Source organism: Roseburia sp. AM59-24XD, assembly GCF_003478445.1.
Taxonomy (GTDB): domain Bacteria; phylum Bacillota; class Clostridia; order Lachnospirales; family Lachnospiraceae; genus Jutongia.
Genome location: NZ_QUET01000037.1, coordinates 1 through 25,462, shown reverse-complemented (window position 1 = coordinate 25,462; position 25,462 = coordinate 1). Strand labels below are relative to the sequence as shown.

The window sequence follows — 25,462 nt, the reverse complement described above, 5'->3', positions numbered from 1 at the left end:
CCACAGCCTATCAGTCTGTGCACGTCAACTATTGAAACCGCCGTGTACCGAACGGTACGCACGGTGGTGTGAGAGGACGGCGGTTAGTCACCGCCTCCTACTCGATTAATTACAATATTCAATATAAGTCATTAAAACGACGGTAAGCTTCGTCCCACTCTCCGGTATCCTGCGGCAGATACTGCGCCGTCTCGAAGGAAGCAGCAAGAATATCGCATTTCTCAGCGCGTGTCTTGTAGGCGCCGAGTGCATATAACTGTTCCATTACATTACCGACTGCCGTTGCTTCACTTGCTCCGGTAATAACAGGGATTCCGAGTGCATTGGCGGCAAACTGGTTGAGTACCTGATTCTGTGCACCGCCGCCAACAATATAAAGCTTCTCCTCCCAGATAATATAGGGCTTCAGACTCTGATAAACCTGGCGATAACGCATTGCAAGACTCTCCAGGACGCAGCGCACCAGAGCTCCGTCTGTCTGCGGAACCGGCTGACCTGTCTTCTCACAGTAGGCACGAATCTTCTCCGGATAATCTCCCGGCTGCATAAAGTCGTCCGGGCGGATAAAGCTCTGCAGCGGCTTCTCTGCCGCCGCCATCTCATTCATCTGCGCAAAACTGTAGCTCTTGCCTTCGCGCTCAAAGCTGCGGCGAAGCTCCTGATTCAGCCAGAGTCCGATGATATTGACGGTCGGACGGTAGCCTCCGTCCCACGTACCCTCATTGGAGATCTTGTCACGGATAACCTGTTCCCCGGTCAGCATGGTCTTGGCGGAAATCCCCATGAGAGACCATGTTCCGCTGGACAGGAAAGTAAATTCCTCTTCTCTTGCCGGTACGGCTGCCACTGCACATGCGGTATCATGTCCTGATACAGACAGAATATGAAGATTCTCCTGTCCAACCTCCTTAGCAATCTCCGGACGAAGTGGTCCGAGATCCTTTCCGGCATAATCAAGCGGTGCCAGAAGCTTCGGATCAATCCCCGCTTTCCGGATCAGCTCTGACGCCCATTTCTTCTCCTTCATATCAAGCAGCTGCGAGGTTGATGCAATGGAATATTCGCTGTGCACCACACCGGAAAACAGATACTCGATCAGGTTTGGCATAAACAAAAGCTTATCAGCCGCCGCCATCTGCTCAGGCATTGCCTTGTTCAGATAACAAAGCTTGTAAAGTGTATTGTAAGCAAGACTCGCAATTCCCGTCTGCTCAAACGCATACTTTTCTCCGGCTTTCACTGCCTTGTCCCTGTCCTGTTCCTCCGGCACAAGACTTGCGAGTACATCATTCATGTTCTCCTCATCCAGTGCTGCATCACGGTAGCTTCCCGGCATACCGAGCAGATTGCCCTCGCGGTCGATCATACCGCAGTCGACACCCCAGGTATCAAAGCCCACCCCCGACAACGGCTCTTTGCACAGGCGCATTCCCTCCTTCATTGCTTCATAAAGCGAAACAATGTTCCAGTAAGCACGTCCGTTTAATGTAGAAAAGTTGTGCGGAAAACGGTGTACCTCCTCCAGTGTGATCTTCGTTCCGTCGAACTTCGCAAGCATTCCTCTTCCGCTGCTGGCACCCAGATCAAATGCCAATACATTCATTGTCTCCATAATCATCCTCCCCATATTCTTCTATACATTGATTCCGTTTGTTTCACGCAGATACTGTAAAAATTCGCGTTCCGGCAAGGGCTTGGAATAAAAATAGCCCTGCAGAAAATCACCCTTTAACCTCTTGAAAATATCGATATGCTCCTGCGTCTCGATTCCCTCCGATATGATCCGTTTGCCCTCGGCATGGATCATCGGTACAAGCTGGTCAAGATATTTGTTCTCGCCCCTGCCATAGGACCACACAAGACTCTTGTCGATCTTGACATAATCCACCGGCAGACTCACGATACTACCGACATTGGAATAGCCGGTTCCAAAATCATCCAATGCGATCTTGGCACCGGAGGACCGCAGTGTCTCCAGTGTCTCCCGGATCTCCTCCTTATCCATAATGCCACTCTCGGTAATCTCCAGGTGCATTCTTGTCATCGGTATCCCGTATTCACCGGCAATCCGGATCAAATCCTGCGCCAGTTCCTCGTAACAGCACTGTACCGGCGAAAGGTTAATGTTGATATCATCAATTCCCATCTCAAAAATATGATTCTGTGTTGCAAAGATACAGGCTTTACGGTATATCTGTTCGCCGAGTGGGATGATATCCCTGTTCTCCTCCGCCACATGAATGAAAAACTCCGGATTGATAAAATTCTTATCCCTATCTTTCAGTCGTGACAGCACCTCCAGAGACGTAACTCGTCCCTTCTCCAACGAATAGATCGGCTGAAAATAAATCTCAATGCTGTCGTTGATGACCGCCTGCTCCACAAGCTCCGCAACCATCTGCTTCTCCTCCGCTGGCTTGACTGCATCATGTGTCAGCGGGATCAGCGTTCCCGGCGTATGATATCCCGGATGATCCGATCTGGCATAGGCGATTCTCTGCAGCAGCTCCTCCACCGTATCACAGCTGTCCTGAATATTTACGGCATAAAAACAATATTCGTGAACGATTTCTTCCCCATCGATCGTCCATATCTTCGGCATCACATCGACAAGCCTCTGATGAACTACCTTCGTCTCCTTCTCATTCGGAAGGATGATTGCAAAGGTTGATGCCGCAATATGATAAAAATCCTGATCGCCGCATTCTCTCTGCATCAGTTCCGCCATTGCCGCCTGGATCGCAGTCAGCTTGGAATCCTCGTACATCTCCGTCATCGCATTATAGTTGATAATACGGAGGATCAGTACAGAGCACTCCTCCTTATATACCATCTTCTCACGGACGGTTTCCTCAAAGCCGTGCATTTTGAAAAATCCAGTCACCTCATCCATATAATAGTCGGAGTTCTGAAGAAACAGATAACAACAAAACAAAACAACGCTGTTGACCGCATATGCGAACAGATAACGAGGAAAAAATACATACTGAAGGATCCTTGCTGTAACAACCGCTACGGGAATCGCAATGATCCAGCGCTTCGTCTTCTGCGGCACAAAGGATACTCTTCGCATCAGGATCCACGGTACCATCACATACAGCAGAGTGATCAGCGCAATGCTGTAAAAGCCCACACCTCTGTGATACATTCCCTGCTCATCATAGGTATATAAAACACCAGTAAACGGGGTGGTCATGATCAGAATAATTCCAATTACAAACGGAATGCACCATAACACCTTTCTGTCACGGATATAATCCAGCCGGTGCAAAAGCTCCATGGCGTACATGGAATAGACTATTGAATACACCAGCGATGCAATGAAAAGCAGAGTATGTGCGACAATCCCGGCGGTAAATGGAATCTGCTTCAGATCTGTAATTCCACAGAACACATCACAAACAGCAGTCACGACTCCCAGCGCCATCAGCCAGAAGAACAGACTGCTTCGGTATACCCGTAAATGTCTCTGTCGAAAAAATACCAGCGTGGCGGCAAGCATAAATGTCAGAGCCGCAAGCTCATAATGTATCTGAACCTCCATCACATTTCCTCCATGTAACTATGTATCTGCTCCGGTTTCATCAAACCGCCGTAATACTTCCCCTGAAGATAGGAAATCTCTCCCAGCTTCTTTACCTTCTCATAATGCTGCCGATCCTCAATGCCCTCCAGGCAGATCTCCCAGCCATTATCCCTAAGCATCTGGATCTGATATTCCAAAACATCACTCTCTCCCTGACAATATCTTTCCACCATATGCTCACTGATCTTAACAACACGAAATGGCATCTTCATGATTCCCTGCAGATTGCAGACATTGTCTCCATAGCTGTCGAGTACCACTGTAACACCCTCCTCCATCAGATGCGCAATATGCTGCTCGAGCCGTTCAAACGGTACACTCATATCCTCGGTCATTTCCAGACATAACCGATTGAGCGGAAACTCATACTTTTTAGAGAGAAACCTGTACTCCCTCACTACTGTTTCAGAACTGATATGAAGCGGTGTCACATTGACGACAAGCTTCTTAAAGCCATGCTCTAAAATTCTCTCGCGCATCGCCATCTCCATCGCACTTTCCAGAGTAATGCGTCCAAGCTCTCTGACATAGCCCATGTCCTTTGCCACTGCCCAGATTGCCCCCTCCGGTATCCATCTGCCGTTCTCGCGAAGCATGTAAAGTTTTGCTTCCACTGCATGTCTCTGCCCGGTATGTGCATCAACGATCGGTACGATACATACATCGCATCGTTTCTCCTGCATAATTTTCTTAAGCATGCGTGCGATCTGAAGCTCGAGATCGATGGTCCGCTTGACCTCTCCCTGATAACGCAGGAGCTGTCTGTCGTGAAGCTGGTCACGAAGCATCTTCTTCATGCTGACAACCATCTTGTAAAATTCCGCCTGATCATATGCCGCCTCGTCGAGCGTCAGCATATAAAAGCCATAGGAGATCGGTATGCTCTTATTATGAATACGAACCTTTGACGGAAGGATCTGCGCAACCGCCTGATAAAGCTGTACACTCTCTTCCTCACGTTTCTGCAAAACCGCAAAATCCGCTCCATGAATATGAAACTGATTCTGTCTGCCGCCATAACGCCGGAGAATAGCACCGATCTCGCCCATAACATCAGCAAGCTCATCCTCCTCGCAGATTCCCATAATGTTCTGATAATTCTGTATCGTGATAAACAGGCAGCTGAATCTCTGCCGGTACTTGAACTTTTCCTGAATGACCTTCCTGAAACCCGCTCTGGAAAATCCGCCGCTGATCCGGTCAGAATAGCGGTCCAGATTCTGATACAGCAGATAGCACACAAAGATCATAAATGCCATCGCATAAAACATCAGAAGAATCGAGTTCTTCATCAGAATAAACTGAATAATCACAGACAGATCAAACACAAGGCATAATATCAGACAGGAAATGCCTCTGTGTATCCACAGTCCCGTTTTCCTGCTGAATGCCACAAAGCATGCCCCTGCAAAGTAAATATTGACAACGATCAGAACAATTGCCTCCAGGCTGCCTGCATGGTAATGTCCCTGCCGGTCATAATAAAAGATCAGATGTGTCACCGGGCTGGTCACATCCAGTATCGTCACAACAGCAGCCGGAAGGATCATTTCGAGGCTCCGGACGCTCTTAAGAATAAGACGGTGTCCACTGAGCGCATGCCAGTACTGAAAATAAAGCATAGCGATCCCCATCATGGCAACCGCCGGAATCACTGAACTTAAGTTATAAACATAAAAGGAACCCGGAAAAATATATTCCCGCAGAACACGAACTGCCACATCAAGAAATGTAAACAGAAGTCCGGCCCGAAGCAGCTGGTCAAAACAGCGGTTCATATAAAGATCCAGCCAGTTTTTCTTCTTGTAACTGACAGCGATCACTGCGAGAAAGATCACTGCTGCCACTTCATACGCACACTCAGTCCTCATGAGCTCCTCCTTCTGCCATTTCTTTCTTCAATCGATTAAGATCCGCCCTGCTACTCGTCTGCAGCACTGTGCTGAAACAGATTGTACCGGTTCTTGCCGGAACGCTTTGACAGATACAACGCCTTATCCGCCTTCTGATAGATCGTTAAGAAATCCTCTCCGTCCACCGGTGCGGATGCGATTCCGATACTTGCCGAAACCTGAACACTCTTGTCACCGATGACATACTCTTCCTTGAGAATGTCACAAAGCTTATCGCCTTTCTGTGTCATATACTCGGTCAGATTGTCAAGGTCAAATGCATCAAAGGATGCACACACGCTGAACTCATCGCCGCCAAGACGTCCGATCAGTGCCTTGGCAGGAAATACTTGCTTCAGCTTCTCTGCCGCTTCTGTGAGCACCTTATCTCCATAGACATGTCCCAGCGTGTCATTTACATCCTTAAAATTATCGAGATCGATCATGAAGAATATAAGATTCCCGCTTCCCGCGCGATGCTCAAGCTGGGCTTTAACCCGCTCTTCCATCGTCTTCTTGTTCAGGATGCCGGTAAGCTGATCATTCTCTGCCTTCTCGGTAAGCTCTTTTTCCTGCGTCATCTTGGAATCAATGTTCTCCATCCGAACAACAAACCGCTTATTCCTGCCTGTCTTCTCATGCTTCACCAGTGTTCCCGTAAGAGCGTACCATGCATATGTATCATCCAGCCGTCTGATCAGAAGATCCGTTTTGAAATACTGCTCGCCACTGTCAAAAAAGCTGCGAACTGTGGAACGGATCGGCGTTATGTCCTCATTCACCCAGTTATAAATATCATAGACCTCCACCCCCATGAAGTCTAGCATGTCAAATCCCGTAAACTGTCCGATACTGCCGGTCACTACCAGATGCTGCGGAGAAAATGTGTAATCAAGCCAGATACATTCACTCTGCGCTGCGATCAGATCATAGCGTTCTTTCACCTCATATACTTTTTTATAACGAAGCCCCAGAAATACAATTCCCGCACAAAGTACAACTGCAAGCACAACCAGTCCTGCAATCACAAACGCAGCTGCCATCTTCGCTGATACCGCGATCACCTGCGTTCTTATTAAATTCTGCCACATATCGTCTGTCTTTTCCTTTCTGTGTATGTGATTTTCCGTAATTTGTGCCTTCTCCTAATGTACTCTTCTCCATATAAAAGCTTAATGATATAATTATACCATCGTTCGGATAAAAAAGGAAGAATGTTTTTTACTTTCCCATACTATCAAAAAACGGCTGCAATTTTGCTGCAGCCGCCTCAAAAAAAGAGATATGTTCAACTTTCTTATGCCAGTTCCTCAACCATCTCATGTACATAGTCGTAAATATGCGATCCTGCTTCCCCGCCATATTGGGCAATGATCTTTACAATGGCACTTCCAACGATCGCACCATCTGCAATTGAGCTGTACTTGTGTACCTGCTCTGCGGTGTTGATTCCAAAGCCGACTGCTGTCGGAACATCAGTCACTTCTTTGATCAGTCCGATGATCTTGCTGACATCGGTTGTGATCTCGCTGCGAACACCGGTGACACCCATGGAGGATACCACATAAATAAATCCTGTCGCATCCTTTGCGATCATCTGGATACGATCCTCAGAAGTCGGTGCGATCAGAGAAATAATATCCACATTATGCGCGGCGGCGATATCCGCAAGCTCGCCCTTCTCCTCGTAAGGCATATCCGGAATGATCACGCCGTCAATGCCAACCTCCTCGCATTTTGAGCAGAATTTCTCATAGCCGTATTTGAACAGGGTGTTCAGATACGCAAGAAACACTAACGGGATCTGTGTTTTCCGGCGAAGACGTGCCACCATGTCAAAAAGCTTGTCGGTGGTGCAGCCTGCCTTTAATGCACGGATATTGGCCTCCTGGATCACAGGGCCCTCTGCGATCGGATCAGAGAATGGGATACCAAGCTCAACAAGACCGGCACCTGCGCGTTCCATCTCCAGTACAAATTCTTCTGTTTTATCAAGATTCGGATCTCCTGCTGTTACAAATCCGATAAATGCCTTTTTGCCGTCAAATGCGTTATGAATCCTAGTCATGTAAATCAACCCCCCTGTATCTTGCTATTGCTGCAACGTCCTTGTCACCACGTCCCGACAGGCAGCAGATAATGATCTGATCCTTGCGCATGGTTGGTGCAAGCTTCATCACATGAGCTACCGCATGGGAGCTTTCGATGGCTGCAATGATTCCTTCTTCTTTTGCAATGTATTCAAATGCCTGTACTGCCTCTTCGTCCGTAACCGGAACGTACTGTGCTCTTCCGATATCCTTAAGATATGCATGCTCCGGACCAACACCCGGATAATCCAGTCCTGCGGAAATGGAATATACCGGCGCGATCTGTCCGTACTCATCCTGGCAAAAGTAAGATTTCATTCCGTGGAATACACCCTCTGTACCGGTTGCCATCGTTGCAGCGGTACGATCCGTGTCAACGCCAAGACCTGCCGCCTCACAGCCGATCAGCCTGACGCTCTCATCATTGATGAACTCATAGAACATTCCCATTGCGTTGCTTCCACCGCCGACGCATGCCATAACAACATCCGGCAGCTTTCCTTCCTTCTCAAGGATCTGTGCTCTTGCCTCACGGCTGATCACGCTCTGGAAATCACGTACGATCATCGGAAACGGATGCGGTCCCATTACAGAGCCGAGCACATAAAGTGTATCATCGACACGGCTTGTCCACTCACGCATACACTCGTTGACGGCATCCTTCAAGGTCATCGTGCCGCTCTCAACCGCATGCACCTTTGCGCCAAGTAACTCCATACGATAAACATTTAATGCCTGACGGATCGTGTCCTCCTTACCCATGTAGATCTCACATTCCAGTCCGAGAAGAGCTGCGGCTGTCGCTGTTGCCACGCCGTGCTGTCCGGCTCCGGTCTCGGCGATGATGCGTGTCTTACCCATTTTCTTGGCTAAGAGTGCCTGACCGAGTACATTGTTGATCTTGTGGGAACCGGTATGGTTGAGATCTTCTCTCTTAAAGTAGATCTTTGCTCCACCCAGATCCTTTGTCATCTTCTCTGCATAATATAACAGAGACGGACGACCTGCATACTCTTTTAACAGGGCATTTAACTCGTTATTAAACTCCTCATCCTTTTTATAAAATTCATAGGCATCCTCTAATTTCTTGATCTCATTCATCAAGGTTTCCGGGATATACTGCCCGCCATGAATGCCATATCTTCCTTTCTGACTCATAATGTTTCTCCATTTCTTTAAAGTATGATGATGCTGCTATCTGGAATACCCGATAAACTCTCTGACGGCTGCCACGCGGTCTAAAGCCCGCATCATGGTCTCGCCGATCAATACACCGTTGACGTTGTTGTCCATCAGCCGACGGATATCCTCCTTCGTCCGGATCCCGCTTTCCGATACAAATAAAACATTCTCCGGAACACTCTGACGATAGCGGATACTGTTGTTAATGTCAACCGTAAATGTGTGAAGATCCCGGTTATTGACGCCGATCAGTCTCGCCCCCGCCTTTAATGCACGGTCAACCTCCTCCTGATCGTGAGCCTCCACAAGCGCGGTAAGTCCAAGGCTGTCTGCAATCTGAAAGAACCTCTTAAGCTCTTGATCATTTAAAATTGCACAGATCAGAAGCACCGCATCCGCTCCCATCAGCTTTGCCTCGTAGATCATATATTCATCCACAACAAAGTCCTTGCGGATGATTGGAATACTGACCGCCTGACGAATCTCCTGCAGATAACTGTCTCTTCCCTGGAACCAGTACGGTTCAGTCAGCACCGATATTGCACTTGCGCCGCCCTCTTCGTAGTCTTTGGCAATCTCCACATATGGAAAATCCTGTGCAATGACACCCTTGGAGGGTGATGCCTTTTTCACCTCGCAGATGAAGGACAGCCCGTCTTTACCGATTGCTTTCTCAAAGGGATATCCGGTATCGCTGTTCATTGCCTGCGCTTCATCCTTCAACTGTTCCAGAGACCGGATACACTTCTGCTCTTTGACACGCTCTCTTGTCTTTGCCGCAATTTCATTTAATATGGTCATAATCCACCTCGTCTTTATCTGCTCTTTTATGCATTGGTAAGCTGAATAAATGTCTCTAACTGCTTTAATGCCTTGCCGCTGTCGATGATCTCGCGTGCCATCTCAATTCCCTGCTCGATCGTTACATTTTCCTTTGCAATGTGGAAGGCTGCACCGGCATTGAGAAGTACCGCATCACGCTTCGGTCCTGTCTCTTTTCCCTCGAAAATGTTTCTGACGATCTGTGCATTTTCTGCAGGCTCGCCACCAACCAGATCACTCTTCCGGCAGGTCTTTAATCCGAACTGCTCCGGTGTGATCTCATAGGTCTTAAAGTCATCCCCGTTAAATTCACAGACCTTTGTCGGTGCACTCAGAGAAATCTCATCCATGCTGTCCATTCCGTAAACGGCCATGCCTCTCTTAACACCGAGGTTATGAAGTACATGTGCAAGCGGCTCTACAAGACTTTCGCTGTAAACACCATAAAGCTGCATGGTTGCTCTCGCCGGGTTTGCCAGAGGTCCCAGCAGATTAAAGAGCGTACGGATACCGATCTCTTTACGGACTGCACCGACAAAACGCATTGCCGGATGATATTTCTGTGCGAAAAGGAAACTTATATTGCTCTCATCCATGACCTTTTTCATTTTGTCCGGCTCAATGTCGATCTTAACGCCAAGAGCCTCAAGGCAGTCTGCGGTACCACACTTGCTGGAGGCAGCGCGGTTACCGTGCTTTGCCACCATCACGTCTCCTGCCGATACGATCAGGGAGGAGATGGTGGAAATGTTGATCGTATTGGAGCCGTCTCCGCCCGTTCCCACGATTTCCAGTACGTCCTTGTCATTCTCAAAATATTCGCAGTGATCTCTGAGATATTTTGCTGCTGTTGTGATCTCGTCGATCGTCTCACCCTTCATGGAAAGTGCTGTCAGGAACGCTGCCTTCTGTGCATCCGTTGCCTCTCCGGTCATGATCTCCCCCATCACCTGCTCTACCATGTCGTTTGTCAGATCTTCCTTCTTCGTCAAAAGTGCAATTGCTTCTTTAATCATGAATGAAACACCTCCAAAAAGTTTTTAAGTATTGTTCTGCCCTCCGGTGTCAGAATTGACTCCGGATGAAACTGTACACCATATATATCATAATCTGCATGCTTTACAGCCATGACCTCGCCATCGTCCGTCTCGGCTACCACCTTAAGTGCATCCGGGATTGTATCCTTTACTGCGGCAAGAGAATGATATCTTGCCACCTCTGCGGTCTCTCCCATGTGTGCAAACAGCGGACAGGATGTATCGAGCTTTGCCACCGACATCTTGCCGTGCATCAGATGCTTCGCATAGGAAACCTCCGCTCCGTATACCTCACAGATTGCCTGATGACCAAGCACACGCCAAGGATCGGAACCTTTCCTTCAAAGTAACGGACCACATCCTCACAGACACCGGCATCGGCAGGTCTTCCCGGACCCGGTGACAATATAATGTGTGTCGGATTCATCTGCTCCAGTTCCTGTGGGGTATATTGATCGTTTCGCACCACCCTGATATCCGGTTCCAGCTCTCCGATCAACTGATACAGATTGTAGGAGAAGCTGTCGTAATTATCTATCAGTAATATCATAATCTCACCTCCATCAGTCTAGCTGATCACTTTCGTTTACTGCATTCATCACGGCTCTCGCCTTATTCAGGCACTCGTTGTACTCGCTGACCGGTACACTGTCTGCCACAATACCGGCTCCGGATCTGACAAATACCTTGCCGTTCTTCTTATAAGCGATACGGATCGCAATGCAGGTATCCAGATTACCGGTAAAGTCGATATAGCCGATCGCTCCGCCGTAGATACCGCGCTTGTTATTCTCCAGCTCATTGATGATCTCCATCGCACGGATCTTCGGTGCTCCGGAAAGTGTTCCCGCCGGGAGAACCGCATCCACAGCATCCAGACTGCACTTGTCCTCACGGATCTTTCCGGCTACGGTCGAACCGATATGCATGACGTGTGAATAACGCTCAATGGACATATATTTCTCAACCTTGACGGAGCCGAACCGGCTGATCTTGCCAAGATCATTTCTTCCGAGATCGACAAGCATGTTGTGCTCTGCCCGCTCCTTCTCGTCAGAAAGAAGGATCCGCTCGAGCTCCTCATCCTCTTCCTGCGTCTTTCCTCTCGGCTTTGTTCCTGCTAACGGGAAGGTGTGAAGTACGCCATCCTCCAGCTTCACCAGTGTCTCCGGAGAAGCTCCTGCCACCTCCATGTCATCACTGCTGAAATAAAACATATACGGAGAAGGGTTGATCGTTCTTAAATGACGGTAGGTATTTAAGAGGCTTCCTTCATAATCTGCCTCCAGACGATTGGAAAGCACCACCTGAAAAATGTCCCCCTCATAGATATACTTCTTGGCTCTCTCAACCATATCGCAATATTCCTTCTCCGAGAATAAGGAACGAAACTCTGAAGTAATCCTGCCCGGTTCGATCGGTGTCGGCGTGCCGTGACGGATCAGTTCTACGATCTCATCCAGTTCTGCACAGCAGCGCTTATATTCTTCTTCGATATTTTCCATTCTGGCATTGGCGATCACGATGATCTTCTGACGGAGGTTATCAAATGCGATGACCTTGTCAAAAAGCATCACATCCACATCCTTGAAGCCCTCGGTATCCTCCGCATCCAGATTCAGCTTTGGCTCGCTGTATTTCACATAGTCATAGGAAAAATATCCAACCAGACCGCCGGTAAAGGTCGGAAGACCCGGAACCTTCGGACTTGTGTACTCCTTTAACAGTTCCTTGATTTCTTCCCCCGGATGCTTTACTGTCTTCGTGTGTGTGCTTCCGTTACGGATCGTCATCTTGCCGTTCATGCAGGCAATCTCCAGCTTGGGATCGTATCCGAGGAATGTGTATCGCCCCCATCTCTCCTGATGTTCCACACTCTCCAGCATGTAGCAGTGTCTGCTGACACCCTTCAGGATCCGGAGTACCTCGATCGGTGTCCGGATATCAGAAAGGATCTCCCGACTGACCGGTACGACCTTATAACCTTCTCCCAGTTTCTTTGCTTCTTCTAAAGAAATCATCGTTCCACCTCTTTCTTGTCCTTGCACTGCTGAGCGGAGCGTTTTTATGTTATTCTGAAATATTTATTATTGATTGGATAACATAAAAAAGTCCCTGACTATCACAGCTATTGTGATAATCAAGGACGGTAAATTCTATAACCGCGGTGCCACCTTGCTTCATGGTTTCCCACACTCTCAGCGAAATACAATCATATTTCCGGCAACTGACGTATGCCTGCACGTCATGGAATACTCGGAAGATCACTTCCTTTGACCATGCCCTCAGTGGTCCATTTAATGAATCGCATCTCCGCAGGTTCTCAGCAATCCCTGCTCTCTGTAGGCGCGTGCCTCATTTTTATCTCCACTTCAACGGTTTGAGATATTTGATTTGACTAATATTATACTCTGATTTTTCGATTTGTCAAATACTTTTCCGACTTTTTTGATAGAGTATATATTCTATTTTTGTCGATCATCGTACGCAGGTAGAGATTGCCTCAATGGCAACACTGCCACCGCGCACAACCTCCACACGGTTGATGAACGTTTTCTTGAACAGCTCGATCATATCATTATTATGTGCTTCTGTCTTAACACATTCCACCAACACGGTATTCTTGTCGTAATCGACGACCTCCATGCCGAAGGTCTGCACGATCCGGAAGATCTCCTGCTTATCCTTCTCACTGCAGCTGTTGACCTTAATGTATAAAAGCTCCTTCTTACGGATCGGAATGTCCGTAAAGTCAATGACCTTGATGACCTCAACACTGCGATTGAGCTGTTTGATGATCTGCTCAAAGGTCAGATCGTCACAGGTCAGTCCGATCGTCATTCTGGAGATGGTCGGATCCTCCGTTTCTCCAACCGTCAATGTATCGAGGTATAGTTCTTGCCGGAAAATAAACCGGACACCTTCGCCAGTACACCTATCTGATTTTCTACATATGCAGAAATTACTCGTTTCTTCGTTTCCATCGCCATTCTCACCTCTGCCTTTCCTAGATTTCCATGATCATGTTATCCAATGAATTGCCAACCGGAACCATCGGTGCCACATTTGCTTCCCGCTCAATGATAAACTCTAACAAAGTTGGTGCATTCTTGTGGGAGCGGGCAAATTCAAATGCTTTCGGAATGTCCTTCTCGTCTGTGATGCGCATGCCGTATGCATCGTAGCTCTCTGCCAGCTTGACGAAATCCGGACTGTACTTCGGACATTTCTTATTCGGATCCATACAGTTGTGCTGACAGCTTCTGCGGTAGGTCAGGCAGGTGCAGGAGTATCTGCGGTCAAATAACATCTGCTGCCACTGTCTTACGTTGCCGAGATATCCGTTGTTCAGAACGATCAGCGTCAGTGGGATCTCCAGTGCAACCGCCGTTGCAAACTCCTGAATGTTCATCTGCATGCCACCGTCTCCTGAAATCGCAAATACATCGGCATCCGGATTTCCAAGCTTTGCACCGATTGCTGCCGGGAAGCCGTAGCCCATCGTACCGAGACCACCGGAGGTTAAAAGCTGGCGGTTTCCTTCCAGCTCCAGAAACTGCGTGGTCCAGAGCTGATTCTGTCCAACGTCCGTCGCAACGATCGGACGCTTATAATTCTCGGCAATATAGCGGATGATCTTCTCCGGTGTCAGTCCTCATAGCGCTCCATCGTGATCGGATATGTCTGCTTCCATTCCTTGAGACGATCCACCCATGCATCGATCTTTAACGGAGAGACATATTCCAGGATCTTCTGAACCGCAAGCTTTGCATCTGCCACGATCGGCACATCGACGACAATGTTCTTGGAAATAGAAGCCGAATCAATATCAATATGTATGATCTTGGCATTCTTGGCAAACTCGCTGATCTTACCTGTGATACGGTCGTTAAAACGGGTACCGATGGAGAACAGCACATCACATTCGCTGACCGCATGGTTGGCTGCATAGCTTCCATGAATACCGATATTTCCCATGTAAAGCGGGTGACTGGTCGGGATCGCGCCCTTACCCATGATGGTTGTGATCACCGGCACTCCCGTCAGTTCTACTAACTTCTTCATATCTTCATTGGCACAGGCGATATTGACACCGCCGCCAAGCAGGAACAATGGCTTTTTCGCCTTTTTTAAAAGAGAGACTGCTTTCTTGACCTGACCGACATGAACGCTCTCGTTCGGCTTGTAACCGCGGATATTAACCTCCTCCGGATACTCCTCGTCTCCCATAGCCACCTGAATATCCTTTGGCAGATCGACAACGACAGGACCCGGTCGACCTGTGCGCGCAATATAGAAGGCTTCCTTAATGATGCGTCCAAGATCTTCTCTCTTTCTTACCGTAACCGCATATTTGCAGATGTTGCGGGTAATTCCGACAATATCAACCTCCTGAAAGGCATCGTTTCCCATCAGCCCTAAAGGCACCTGTCCGGTAAAGCAGACTAACGGAACGCTGTCATAGTTGGCGGTTGCAATTCCGGTGACAAGATTTGTCGCACCCGGACCACTAGTTACCAGACACACACCCACCTTGCCGGTGGATCTGGCATAGCCGTCTGCGGCGTGGATCAATGCCTGTTCATGACGCGGAAGGATCATCTCGATCTCATGCTCATCATACAGGGCATCAAACAGATCGACCGCCTGACCACCCGGATACGCAAACAGGGTATCTACGCCTTCTGCTTTCAATGCTTTTACAAATAACTCGGTTCCTTTAATCATTTCGTTACCCCTTTCCGTACAGGAGCTTATCGTTCCTGTAAAGTAAAAAAATCCTAAGCCATATACGACTTAGGACGAATATACTCCGTGTTACCACCTAATTTCGGAAAATCTGCTCTTTCTCAGATCGCTTCCGCACTCTGCCGGCACGCAGACACCGAATACCGTGTCTGATATACCGTTCCCCTGTAACGGTGGGAATCCGTTGGATGCTACTTGGGATGTGCTCCTGTTCGTTCCACTGCTCAGAGGCTACTTCCATACAACCGGAATGAGAACTTGCACCAACCGTTCTCTCTCTTAAAATCCGAAAAGTATGTACTCCTCCTCGTCCTCGCTTTTCACTTATAAATAATACAAAATATTACTCTTTTTTGTTGCCGCTGTCAAGTCAAATTGTCCGAAATCCTGACTAATGAACAAACATCATCATGAAGTCAGCAGGAAGGAATTTGGCAAGTACACGGAATCCCTTCATAAGCGGTCCGTATACGGAAACGCTTCTTCCATGCTTTGCATCTACCAGTGCCTGGTACACAACCTTATCTGCCTTTGCCATGGTGAGCTTCTTGTATAACCTGACTGCCTCATAGGTTTCTGCGATATCGAAAAATTCTGTTTTGACCGGTCCCGGACAGACTGCTGTCACGGAAATATCCCTTCCCTTCAGTTCGCAGCCAAGTGCTCTGGAAAAGCTGAGTACATAAGACTTGCTTGCCGCATACACTGCAAAGCCAGGCTGCGGCATAAAGGCTGCCGAGGATGCCATCTGAATGATCTGCCCCTTTTTCGTAATGTAAGGAAGTACAATATGTGTCACGGCGGTGAGAGCACGGCAGTTGATGTCCACCATACCGGTGCAGTCCTTCTCCTGCATCTTTCCGACCCTGCCGATCATTCCAAAGCCTGCGGCGTTGACAAGAATGCGCACATGTGGCTTCTCCTCTTCCAGCGTCTGCTTCAACGCATCGATGTCTTCCTGTCTTCCAAGATCCAACGCAAGGATCTTAACCCTGCGTCCCAGAAGCTTTTCCTGCAGCTCCTCGAGACGCTCCTTTCTCCTTGCAATGATCCAGAATTCCTGAATGCTTGGATAAAACTGCGCAATCTGAATTGCAAACTCTCTTCCCATGCCTGAGGATGCCCCCGTAATGATCGCTACATTTCCCTTTTTTCCCATATAATACCTCGTTTCTTTCTCAGCCCGCAAACTTTGGGCCGCAGGCACAAATTTGCCGTATGAAAAAACTTTGATATATGGTTTTTTCATACTTTCCTTAATCCTTTCATTATTTAGAAGTGCCGCTCAGTTGAAAATGATCGTCCTTCCGATTCTTTTCATCGAACAGGTAATTGTACTGGACAATGCGGTATTCCCTGATCCACTCCTGCAGCTTTTCGTCCGCCTCATCCAGATCATCCCATCCGTAAAGATTTCCCTGTCTGTCATAAAATCCATTTGCACTGATAGATGGTATGTCCTGATACATATCTAACAGAAATTTCTGAAACTCCGTCAGCTTAAGCCCCGCCGTTTCCATCATCAGTGTGGAAAGATAATTGATGGAGATCTTGTCGATCTGCGAGGACTTGATACCATAGTTCGCCCATATCATAAACGGAACCTGATACCGTTTCATGGCATCCTTCTGCGACAACTCATCCGGCAGCTCGCCCATGATATTTTTGTAAAAATAGTCCGGCAGATGCGGCTGATGATCCCCAAAAAATGCGATCAGTACCGGTTCATCCACCTTTTCAAAATACTCCAGCATATTCTCCAGAGCATCGTCAGACATCTTTATCAGAGAAAGATACTGCTCTGCCTCCGGCTGCAGGCTTATATCAGTCAGTTTAACCGGATCTGCAAATTTATAATCCCTGTCATCATATGCACTATGATTCTGCATGGTCACATTGAACAGACAAAGTGAGCTTCCTGCTTTCTTCTGCTCATACAACGATTCCAGCTTCTCGTAATCAGACTCATCGGAAATATATTTGCGTACCAGCACCGGATCCTTGAAATCATCGATACTTAAAAACTCATCCATATGAAGCAGCGGATAAACCCTGTTCCGGTTATAGCCGGACGGATTGTACGGGTGAACCGCGACTGTACGGTCATAGCCGGACTGCGCCTTGATATTGCTGACAACGCTCGGCAGCTCATCGGTAATATATTGCAGATACGGGTTGCCCGGCAGAAATGCTTGGTACACCCGGTCAGAAATTCAAACTCGGAGTTTGCCGTGTAACCGCCATAAACGGAGGAATCGGCATAACCCTTGATCGTGTTCTTACTCCGGCTGTTCCAATGGGAAAGATATTCCTGATCCGTCCGAAACTTTCCGAGCACACTCAGATCCGAAAAGGATTCATTCATCACCATAATAATGTTTGGTGATTTAGCAGAGCCCGCATGCGTTGCAAGCACGCTGTTCGTGGAGGAAGCGTCTTTGTAACGGGACAGGATCTCATCCGCCTTCTCCGGCGAATATCCGTCCGGCACCTGCACCTTTGCCTGACCTGCATTTGCCGTTACATAAAGCAGATATCCATATTCCGACATACCGATGCTGTGATCCCAGGTCAGATTGCTGACATCATCAAAAAAACCTGTTCCCAGATTGATCCACACGAAAAAAACCACGCCGACAGCCGTTCCCACGACACCGGCAATCCCTTTCCGAAGACTGCACTTTCGCGAACGCACCGGTGTCGCCACAACGCATAACACCAGACAGAGAAGCCCCAGCGAAAGTCCCAGCCACAGCTGCGGTGAACCGTGGTATTTGTACTCTCCTGCCACATTCGCCGCAGTGCGTACCGCATAGATATCCATGTAAACAATCCCGTAACCACGGAATGCATCTACAAAATAATTGGCAGTGCCCAATATCAGCACAAATACTCCTGACAGGAGAAAGGTCAGTCTCATCCAGCGTGTCACAGACACGAGGATGAGATTGACTCCCATCAGGAGCATGATATTTTTGATACTGTATTCCAGACCTATACTGCAGATGTCGCCGCCTAAGAACGTCTCAAGCGTAATATATTCCACAAAGGATAATACCACAAACAGGATTGTCTGAAACCAGTACCGCCTGCTTATTCTGTCCCAGAGCGATTCTTCGTTCATCGTTACTGCCTCTTTTCCTAGTTTCCAAAGCCCGGGAAGAGACTTCCCCAGCCGCCGGACGAACCATTGCCACTCTCTCCGTCATTACTGCCGGAGTCATCGTGTGATCCGCCGTTATTTCCGGAACCATTACCGGAGTTATTGCCGGAATTATTATTGGAATTCTGATCATCGGAGGAACCACTCTGCAGACTGTTAAGGGAGCTTGATCCCTGCAGTGTCACCTTGACCTTCTTCTCGACATAGCTTCCGTTATCACTTCTCTTTAAGGTGATCGTAACCTTTGTTCCCTTCTTGTAGCTGTTCGCCTTTTCCTTGAGACTCTCGATCGTTGTCACCTGAATATCGTTGATCGCTGTAATGATATCGCCCTGCTTGATGCCAGCCTTTCCTGCCGCACCATCCTTGGCTACCTCAGATACATAAACACCCTCCGGCATATTGAAGTTGCTTGCCTCCTCGGACACGGTCTTACCACTGATCCCCAGGTATCCCTTCTGGGCATCGGTCAACACTTCACGGTTCATCAACTCATCAATGATCGGTGTTGCCTCGGAGATCGGGATGGAATAACCAACACCCTCAACAGAGGAAGCGGCGATTTTGGAGGAATTGATACCGATAACCTCACCCTTCATATTTAATAAAGGTCCGCCACTGTTACCGGGGTTGATCGCTGCATCGGTCTGAATTACCTTCATCTTGCTGCTCTGTGAGCTTCCGTCCTCGCTCTGCTCTGTATCTCACGATCCTTGGCACTGACATAACCAACTGTTACCGACTGACCATAGCCCAGTGCATTACCGATGGCAACAACCATCTCACCAACCTTGCTTTCGGAGGAATCTCCAAGCGCAGAGATCCGGATCGAATTTAGTGTTGACTTCTTCATATCCTTAAGCTTCACGGCGATCACGGCAAGATCTGCGGATGAGTCATTGCCCTTTGTCGTCGCATCGTAAACTTCCTCATCAATAAACTGTACGGAAATCGCCTTGGCTCCATCCACTACATGATTGTTTGTTGCGATCAGAAGCTCCTTGTCGTTCTTGCCAACAATAAAGCCGGTTCCCGCACTAACCTCATCCTGTCCCTGATAATACTGACCGAACAGATCATAGGATCCCTCGCCCTCTGTCGTGCTTGTAATGGAAACGATTGACGGCATCGTCTGCTGTGCAATACCGGATACGTCAGTGGTGCCAATGGCTGCTCCTGTAGCATTCGTATACTTGACATTATCGGTGGTGTAGGCGATCTGCTGTCCGCTTCTGGTCAGATTGACGCCAAGCACCTTGTTTGAAAAATAACATACGCCCTGAAAGCAAACTGCTGCTACAATACCAAATACAACCGCAAAAACTGCACAGGCTGCCAGCTTCTTTCCATTGAAAAAGCTCTTTTTCTCCGGAGTGCTGTCCGCTGCGCTGCTATTCGTCCGATAAGCCGTCTCTGACGGTCCGTCGCTGCGTTCCTGCTGCTCTCCCATCGCTGTCCATCCCTCTCTCTGCTGTCCATCCGAGGATCTGCGGACTGCGACTGTGTATTGTCCGTATGCGTATACCCGCTGTCTGCCGCATTGCTTTCCATGCTGTCCTGCTTCTCAGAAGCATCTGCCGTATTATCGCTTGCATGATAATCCCCGGAGCTTGTTGCCTCCGGCTTGTGGTCTCTGTATGAATAGCTGTAAACGGAGCTTTCCTGCTCCTTCTCCGGCTCCTGACCGGCTGCATCATTACGCTCTACCGGATTGCCATATTCACCCGTATATTCATTCGTATTCTGATTCTTTTCTTCCATAGTATGCAAACCTGCCTTTCCTTCTATTGAAAGAACCAATCTGTGTTCTTTCTCCCTCCATATCTATTGCATAAGTCTATCAATCATTTGTGACATACTTGTGAAAATAGAATAAAAATTTTGTTCCTTTTGTAAATAATATTGCGATTTGCACCGGAAACTATTATAATAAGGTGGTTCAAAATCTTTACAAAGAAGGTGATGTCGTGATAAAGGATAACCAAAAGCTGTTAAATCTGATGCATGTGATCGTGGATGCGATCATCATTGCTGTTTCATATATATTATCCTGGAGTCTGCGATTTGAGGATACATGGAGTCCGCTTGTGAAATGGCGAATCATCCCTGCACCGATCGGTTATATACGACCGCGTCAGGATTACATCAACATGCTTGTTTTTCTGGTTCCGTGTTATCTGATTATATATTATTTCTGCAATTTATACAATCCGAAAAGAACTGCCAGCCGCAGAACCGAGCTTTTTAATCTGATCAAGGCAAATCTGCTTGGTATCATTTACTGTGTTGCCGTCCTTTTCTTTATTAAACAGCAGGACTACGCCCGTCTTTTTCTAGGTATCTTTGCGATCATGAATCTGTGTATTGACTTCCTGTTCCGTATGACAGTCAACAAGATCCTCCGCAAGATGCGTAAAGCAGGCAAGAATCTGAAGCATATCCTTCTGGTCGGCTACAGCCGTACTGCAGAGGGCTACATCGACCGTCTCCGCGTTCATCCTGAATGGGGCTATTTTATTCACGGTATTCTCGATGATCACAAGAGCACAGAGGATTCCTACCGGGGCATTCCGGTGATCGGCAGCATTTCGATGCTCGAGGATCTGCTCAGCACCAACGCTTACGATGAGATTGCGATCACTCTCAGCATTGATGAGTTTTCCAAGCTGGAATCCATCGTGACGATCTGTGAGAAGGCGGGGGTGCATACCAAGTTTATTCCGGATTACAACCATGTAATTCCAACTAAGCCATATACAGAGGATCTGGATGGACTGCCGATCATTCACGTGCGTCATGTTCCGCTCAGCTCTTCTTTAAATAATGCAGTTAAACGCTCTATTGATATTTTCGGATCACTGTTTGGTCTGATCGTACTGGCGATCCCGATGGCGATCATTGCATTGATCATCAAGATCACTTCACCGGGTCCGCTGATTTTCAAACAGGAGCGAATCGGTCTTCACAACAAGGCATTCCAGATGTACAAGTTCCGTTCCATGAAGGTACAGGATGCCTCCGAGGAGAAAAAGGCATGGACGGTCAAGAATGATCCCCGTGTAACTCCGATCGGAAAGTTTATGCGTAAGACCAATATTGATGAGCTTCCACAGCTTGTCAATGTCCTGCGTGGTGATATGAGTCTGGTCGGTCCGCGTCCGGAGCGTCCGTTCTTCGTCAAGAAATTCCAAGAAGTAATTCCACGCTATATGATCAAGCACCAGGTTCGTCCGGGCATGACCGGATGGGCTCAGGTCAACGGCTACCGCGGGGACACCTCCATTGCCAAACGAATTGAATGCGACCTTTATTATGTAGAAAACTGGACTCTTTGGCTTGATTTCAAAATTTTGTTCCTGACGTTTTTCGGTCGGGACGTCAACAAAAATGCATGTTAAACCAACAGTCACGATGTTTGTCGGCTGAGAAAGGAATGCAGAATTATTATGGATAGTTATCGAAGCCGCGCCGCACACAACGAGCGCGTCAGACGTAAAAAGCAACGAAAAAAGCATATCCGTATTTTCATTTTGATCCTCCTGCTGTTTATTATGGCAGGAGTATTTCTGATTCTGTCTCTTGTGAATAAGATTGACGAGATCAAGAATCATCCGTTGGAGCAGGTTTCCCTGAATGAGGGACTTTCCGATCCCAACATGAAGGATTTCACGAATATTGTAGTATTCGGTGTAGATTCCCGTGCCAATGCCCTTCAGGAAAATACACGCAGCGACTCGATCATTCTTGTCAGCATCAATAACAAGACACACAATGTCAAGCTGACCTCGATCTTCCGTGACACCTACACACGTATTGACGGTCACGGGTATACGAAGATCAATCACGCTTATTCCTACGGTGGACCGGATCTTGCCGTCAACACGATCAACCAGAATTTTGATCTGGATGTGCAGGATTTTATCACGGTCAATTTCAGTGCTCTGTCCAATGTGATTGATGCACTTGGCGGGATCACTCTGAACATTCACAAAAACGAGCGCAAGTGGGTCAATGCTTATGCCAGGGATGTTGCAAAGATCAACGGCACATCCTATGAGAAGATCAAAAAGCCCGGAAAGCAGACGGTATCCGGCGTACAGGCGACCGGCTACTGCCGTGTCCGCTATACAAAGGGCGGTGATTTCACCCGTGCCGCACGCCAGCGTCGCGTTATGAAGGCACTGATGACAAAGGCAAAGCACAGCAGTCCGTTAAAGCTCTACCGCGTTTTGAATGAGATGCTGCCACAGATCTACACCAGTCTGACGACACAGGAAATCCTGCAGCTTGGCATGTATCTTCCATTTTACGACATCAAAACAAGCAGGGGATTTCCGTATAAGTTAGATTGCCACAGAGCATCTGACGGCATTTACTATGACTTTCCAACCACATTGACATCCAACGTAACGACGCTTCACAAGAAGCTTTTTGACACAAAAAACTACACACCAACCAAAACAGTCCAGGAAATTACAGCCGGCATGGGATATTGATCCGCTGCCGGCTTTTGTCAAATCGAAGGGAGTGATTTTATGAAGATCCGTGGAAGACTGATCATTGCTTTTTTGTTTGTTACCATATTTCCTCTGGCTCTGATCGCGGTCAGCTACAATATGATCCTAACCAACCAGGCATCTACACTAGAGGATGATTATCAGTCCGATATCTCTTCCGAAAATCTTTTACTCAATCCGATCCATATTCTCTCAACCGCAACCATGACAGATTTCCGCGATCTTGTTCATGTGGCAGATACCAACCCGGATCTTTTGATCCGCCGGGATTATCTGGACAAGATCAATTCCGATCTGTCCGGTCGTTTTTCCTTCATCGTGGTTCACAAGGGCGGACAGGAGTTTTATATCGGTAACACAAAGGCATATCACCAGCTCAATCCTCTCCCCGGCTTTCGCAGCTTTGAGGAAGGATATACGGACACCATTTCCATTGATAACGGTTATCTGGTCAAACAGAAGGACTTTTATCTGTCCAGCCATGAATATGCACAGCTTTTCCTTGTGACCGACTATTCCGAAATCCTCCCACGCTGGCGTGAGCTGATCCGGCAACTTATGATCTCCGGTGCACTGATCCTGCTTGGTACTGCAGCACTTCTTGTCGTCTGGCTCTACAACGGCATCGTCCGTCCGTTAAATATCCTGCAGATCGCCACCATGCAGATCGGTGCCGGCAATCTGGATACTCCGGTACGTGTCAACTCGACCGATGAGATCGGTGAGCTTTGCCGGGATTTCGAGGAAATGCGGATCCGTTTGAAGGAAATGATCGAGGAACGCATCCGTTACGAGCAGGACACCCGTGATATGATGAGCAACATGGCACATGATCTGCAGACGCCGCTCACCTCCATCAAGGGCTACAGCGAGGGAATCCTGGACGGCGTTGCCAACACACCGGAGAAGCAGGAAAAATACCTGCGTACAATCTCTTCCAAGGCAAATGATATGAGCTATCTGGTGGATCAGCTCTCCATTTTTTCCAAGGTGGAGCAGAATTCACTTCCATATCATTTTCTGGACTTTCCACTGGACAGTTATTTCACTGACTGCATCGAGGCAATCTCATTGGATATGGAAACAAAACACATTACCATGCATTATGAAAATACCTGTCCGAAGGACACGAAGATCCATGCAGACCCGGAGCAGCTCAAACGTGTAGTGATCAATATTATTAACAACGCCGTCAAATATCTGGACCGCTCCGATGGCAATATCCGGATCCGCCTGTCAGAGTTTCCCGTCAAGCAGCCGTCCGCTCCGCTTTACCGCCAGCTAAATCCGGATGGTACACCGATGGAGACAAACTCAGAGATTCCTGTTCCGGAACACTTTATACAGATTGAAATACAGGATGATGGTCCCGGCATTGACGCCGAGGCACTCCCTCACATATTCCAACGCTTTTACCGGGCAGATGCCTCCCGTGGATCCTCCAAGCGGGGCAGCGGACTTGGACTCGCGATCGTCGCACGCATCATTGAGGATCACGGTGGCAGAGTCTGGGCGGACAGCACTCCCGGTGAGGGAACCAGTATTTATTTCACCTTGAAAGAGACACCGCAAACCGACGCAACAGAAAACAAATAGATTCGGAGGTATTCATTATGGCTAGAATTTTAATTATTGAAGATGAAACAGCAATTGCAGAACTGGAGAAGGATTATCTGGAGCTCAGCGACTTTGAGGTCGTGCTTGAATCTGACGGAAGCGGCGGTGCCGCAAGAGCATTAGATGAAGATTTTGATCTGATCATCCTCGACCTGATGCTTCCCGGAATGAATGGCTTCGACATCTGTAAGCTGATCCGTGAAACAAAGAACACACCGATCATCATGGTGTCCGCCAAGAGTGAGGATATCGATAAGATCCGCGGACTCGGGCTTGGAGCCGACGACTACATGACCAAGCCATTCAGTCCCGGCGAACTGGTTGCCAGAGTCAAGGCACACATTGAACGCTATCAGAGGCTGACCGCAAGCGGTATTCCGACCAATGATGTGATCGAGATCCGTGGTTTGAAGATCGACAAGACCGCCCGCCGCGTCTACGTCAACGGAGAAGAAAAGGCATTTACCACAAAGGAATTTGATCTACTCACCTTCCTTGCGGAAAATCCAAATCATGTCTTCACCAAGGAAGAAATCTTTCGCGAGATCTGGGAGATGGAATCTATCGGGGACATCGCAACCGTCACCGTACACATCAAAAAGATCCGTGAAAAGATCGAGGACTCCTCCTCCAAGCCACAGTACATCGAAACAATCTGGGGTGTCGGCTACCGTTTCAAAATGTAGAAATAAATATTAACTCAAACTGATATGTAATGACTTTTGTCAAGAGTAAATTCGAAAAAAATCAAAAAAAATTAATTATTCTGTTTTCTGAAGGCACCCAGAAAGAGCTTCGGAGTATCAG

The 25,462-nt window shown here is 47.9% G+C and carries 19 protein-coding genes, 3 pseudogenes and 1 other annotated feature; of the genes and pseudogenes, 4 read left to right on the top strand and 18 right to left on the bottom strand.

Features of this window, described 5'->3' with window-relative positions; translation table 11 throughout:
- Nucleotides 1–118 precede the first annotated feature (118 nt).
- From DXA20_RS14405 to DXA20_RS16930, 18 genes and pseudogenes are all read right to left on the bottom strand, one after another.
- Nucleotides 119–1,612, bottom strand: coding sequence for a rhamnulokinase (locus DXA20_RS14405; protein ID WP_158577247.1), 1,494 nt, complete (start codon nt 1,610–1,612; stop codon nt 119–121).
- Nucleotides 1,613–1,633: 21 nt separating this feature from the next.
- Nucleotides 1,634–3,544, bottom strand: coding sequence for an EAL domain-containing protein (locus DXA20_RS14400; protein WP_118561712.1), 1,911 nt, complete (start codon nt 3,542–3,544; stop codon nt 1,634–1,636).
- Complete coding sequence (locus DXA20_RS14395; RefSeq protein ID WP_118561710.1) at nt 3,544–5,457, bottom strand: EAL domain-containing protein; 1,914 nt, start codon at nt 5,455–5,457, stop codon at nt 3,544–3,546. The genes DXA20_RS14400 and DXA20_RS14395 overlap by 1 nt, the downstream gene beginning before the upstream one ends.
- Nucleotides 5,458–5,507: 50 nt before the next feature.
- Nucleotides 5,508–6,569, bottom strand: coding sequence for a GGDEF domain-containing protein (locus DXA20_RS14390; protein ID WP_118561708.1), 1,062 nt, complete (start codon nt 6,567–6,569; stop codon nt 5,508–5,510).
- Between the two features lie 206 nt (nt 6,570–6,775).
- Nucleotides 6,776–7,546: a tryptophan synthase subunit alpha gene (trpA, locus tag DXA20_RS14385; RefSeq protein WP_118561706.1), complete on the bottom strand. Its 771-nt coding sequence runs from the start codon at nt 7,544–7,546 to the stop codon at nt 6,776–6,778.
- Nucleotides 7,539–8,726, bottom strand: coding sequence for a tryptophan synthase subunit beta (trpB, locus tag DXA20_RS14380; protein WP_118561704.1), 1,188 nt, complete (start codon nt 8,724–8,726; stop codon nt 7,539–7,541). Before trpB ends, trpA begins: the two co-directional genes overlap by 8 nt.
- A 36-nt stretch (nt 8,727–8,762) precedes the next feature.
- Complete coding sequence (gene trpC, locus DXA20_RS14375; protein WP_118561702.1) at nt 8,763–9,551, bottom strand: indole-3-glycerol phosphate synthase TrpC; 789 nt, start codon at nt 9,549–9,551, stop codon at nt 8,763–8,765.
- A gap of 26 nt (nt 9,552–9,577) precedes the next feature.
- Nucleotides 9,578–10,588: an anthranilate phosphoribosyltransferase gene (gene trpD, locus DXA20_RS14370; protein ID WP_118561700.1), complete on the bottom strand. Its 1,011-nt coding sequence runs from the start codon at nt 10,586–10,588 to the stop codon at nt 9,578–9,580.
- Nucleotides 10,585–11,159 (bottom strand): annotated as a pseudogene (locus DXA20_RS18520) (anthranilate synthase component II). Before DXA20_RS18520 ends, trpD begins: the two are co-directional and overlap by 4 nt.
- A 13-nt stretch (nt 11,160–11,172) precedes the next feature.
- Complete coding sequence (trpE, locus tag DXA20_RS14360; protein ID WP_118561698.1) at nt 11,173–12,630, bottom strand: anthranilate synthase component I; 1,458 nt, start codon at nt 12,628–12,630, stop codon at nt 11,173–11,175.
- 457 nt (nt 12,631–13,087) lie between these two features.
- A pseudogene (ilvN, locus tag DXA20_RS14355) lies at nt 13,088–13,599 on the bottom strand (acetolactate synthase small subunit).
- A 17-nt stretch (nt 13,600–13,616) separates the two neighbouring features.
- A pseudogene (gene ilvB, locus DXA20_RS18515) lies at nt 13,617–15,337 on the bottom strand (biosynthetic-type acetolactate synthase large subunit).
- A gap of 67 nt (nt 15,338–15,404) precedes the next feature.
- Nucleotides 15,405–15,681, bottom strand: a binding site (T-box leader).
- A gap of 68 nt (nt 15,682–15,749) precedes the next feature.
- Complete coding sequence (locus tag DXA20_RS14345) at nt 15,750–16,517, bottom strand: SDR family NAD(P)-dependent oxidoreductase (RefSeq protein WP_118561716.1); 768 nt, start codon at nt 16,515–16,517, stop codon at nt 15,750–15,752.
- Between the two features lie 109 nt (nt 16,518–16,626).
- Complete coding sequence (locus tag DXA20_RS14340) at nt 16,627–17,484, bottom strand: LTA synthase family protein (protein WP_243100688.1); 858 nt, start codon at nt 17,482–17,484, stop codon at nt 16,627–16,629.
- Nucleotides 17,376–18,482 (bottom strand): hypothetical protein, encoded by a 1,107-nt coding sequence (locus DXA20_RS16945; RefSeq protein ID WP_243100685.1) that lies wholly within the window; start codon nt 18,480–18,482, stop codon nt 17,376–17,378. Before DXA20_RS16945 ends, DXA20_RS14340 begins: the two co-directional genes overlap by 109 nt.
- A gap of 17 nt (nt 18,483–18,499) precedes the next feature.
- The gene (locus DXA20_RS17245; RefSeq protein ID WP_118561694.1) at nt 18,500–19,183 is read right to left on the bottom strand and encodes a S1C family serine protease; all 684 of its coding nucleotides are present in this window, start codon (nt 19,181–19,183) and stop codon (nt 18,500–18,502) included.
- A complete protein-coding gene (locus DXA20_RS16935; RefSeq protein ID WP_279222385.1) occupies nt 19,180–19,650 on the bottom strand; it encodes a S1C family serine protease in 471 nt (156 codons plus the stop codon). Before DXA20_RS16935 ends, DXA20_RS17245 begins: the two co-directional genes overlap by 4 nt.
- A gap of 167 nt (nt 19,651–19,817) precedes the next feature.
- The gene (locus DXA20_RS16930) at nt 19,818–20,282 is read right to left on the bottom strand and encodes a hypothetical protein (RefSeq protein WP_243100684.1); all 465 of its coding nucleotides are present in this window, start codon (nt 20,280–20,282) and stop codon (nt 19,818–19,820) included.
- Nucleotides 20,283–20,488: 206 nt separating this feature from the next.
- Between DXA20_RS16930 and DXA20_RS14325 the strand changes: the two genes are divergently transcribed.
- The 4 genes from DXA20_RS14325 to DXA20_RS14310 are packed head-to-tail and all read left to right on the top strand — an operon-like array spanning nt 20,489 to nt 25,341.
- Entirely contained in the window at nt 20,489–21,919 is a 1,431-nt protein-coding gene (locus DXA20_RS14325; RefSeq protein ID WP_118561690.1) for an undecaprenyl-phosphate glucose phosphotransferase, read from the top strand.
- Nucleotides 21,920–21,967: 48 nt separating this feature from the next.
- Nucleotides 21,968–23,017 carry an LCP family protein gene (locus tag DXA20_RS14320; protein ID WP_022306979.1) on the top strand — a complete coding sequence of 350 codons (1,050 nt, stop codon included), beginning with the start codon at nt 21,968–21,970 and terminating at the stop codon, nt 23,015–23,017.
- Between the two features lie 39 nt (nt 23,018–23,056).
- Nucleotides 23,057–24,634, top strand: coding sequence for a sensor histidine kinase (locus DXA20_RS14315; RefSeq protein WP_118561688.1), 1,578 nt, complete (start codon nt 23,057–23,059; stop codon nt 24,632–24,634).
- 17 nt (nt 24,635–24,651) lie between these two features.
- Nucleotides 24,652–25,341, top strand: a complete 690-nt coding sequence (locus DXA20_RS14310) for a response regulator transcription factor (protein WP_118561686.1) — start codon at nt 24,652–24,654, stop codon at nt 25,339–25,341.
- Nucleotides 25,342–25,462 lie beyond the last annotated feature (121 nt).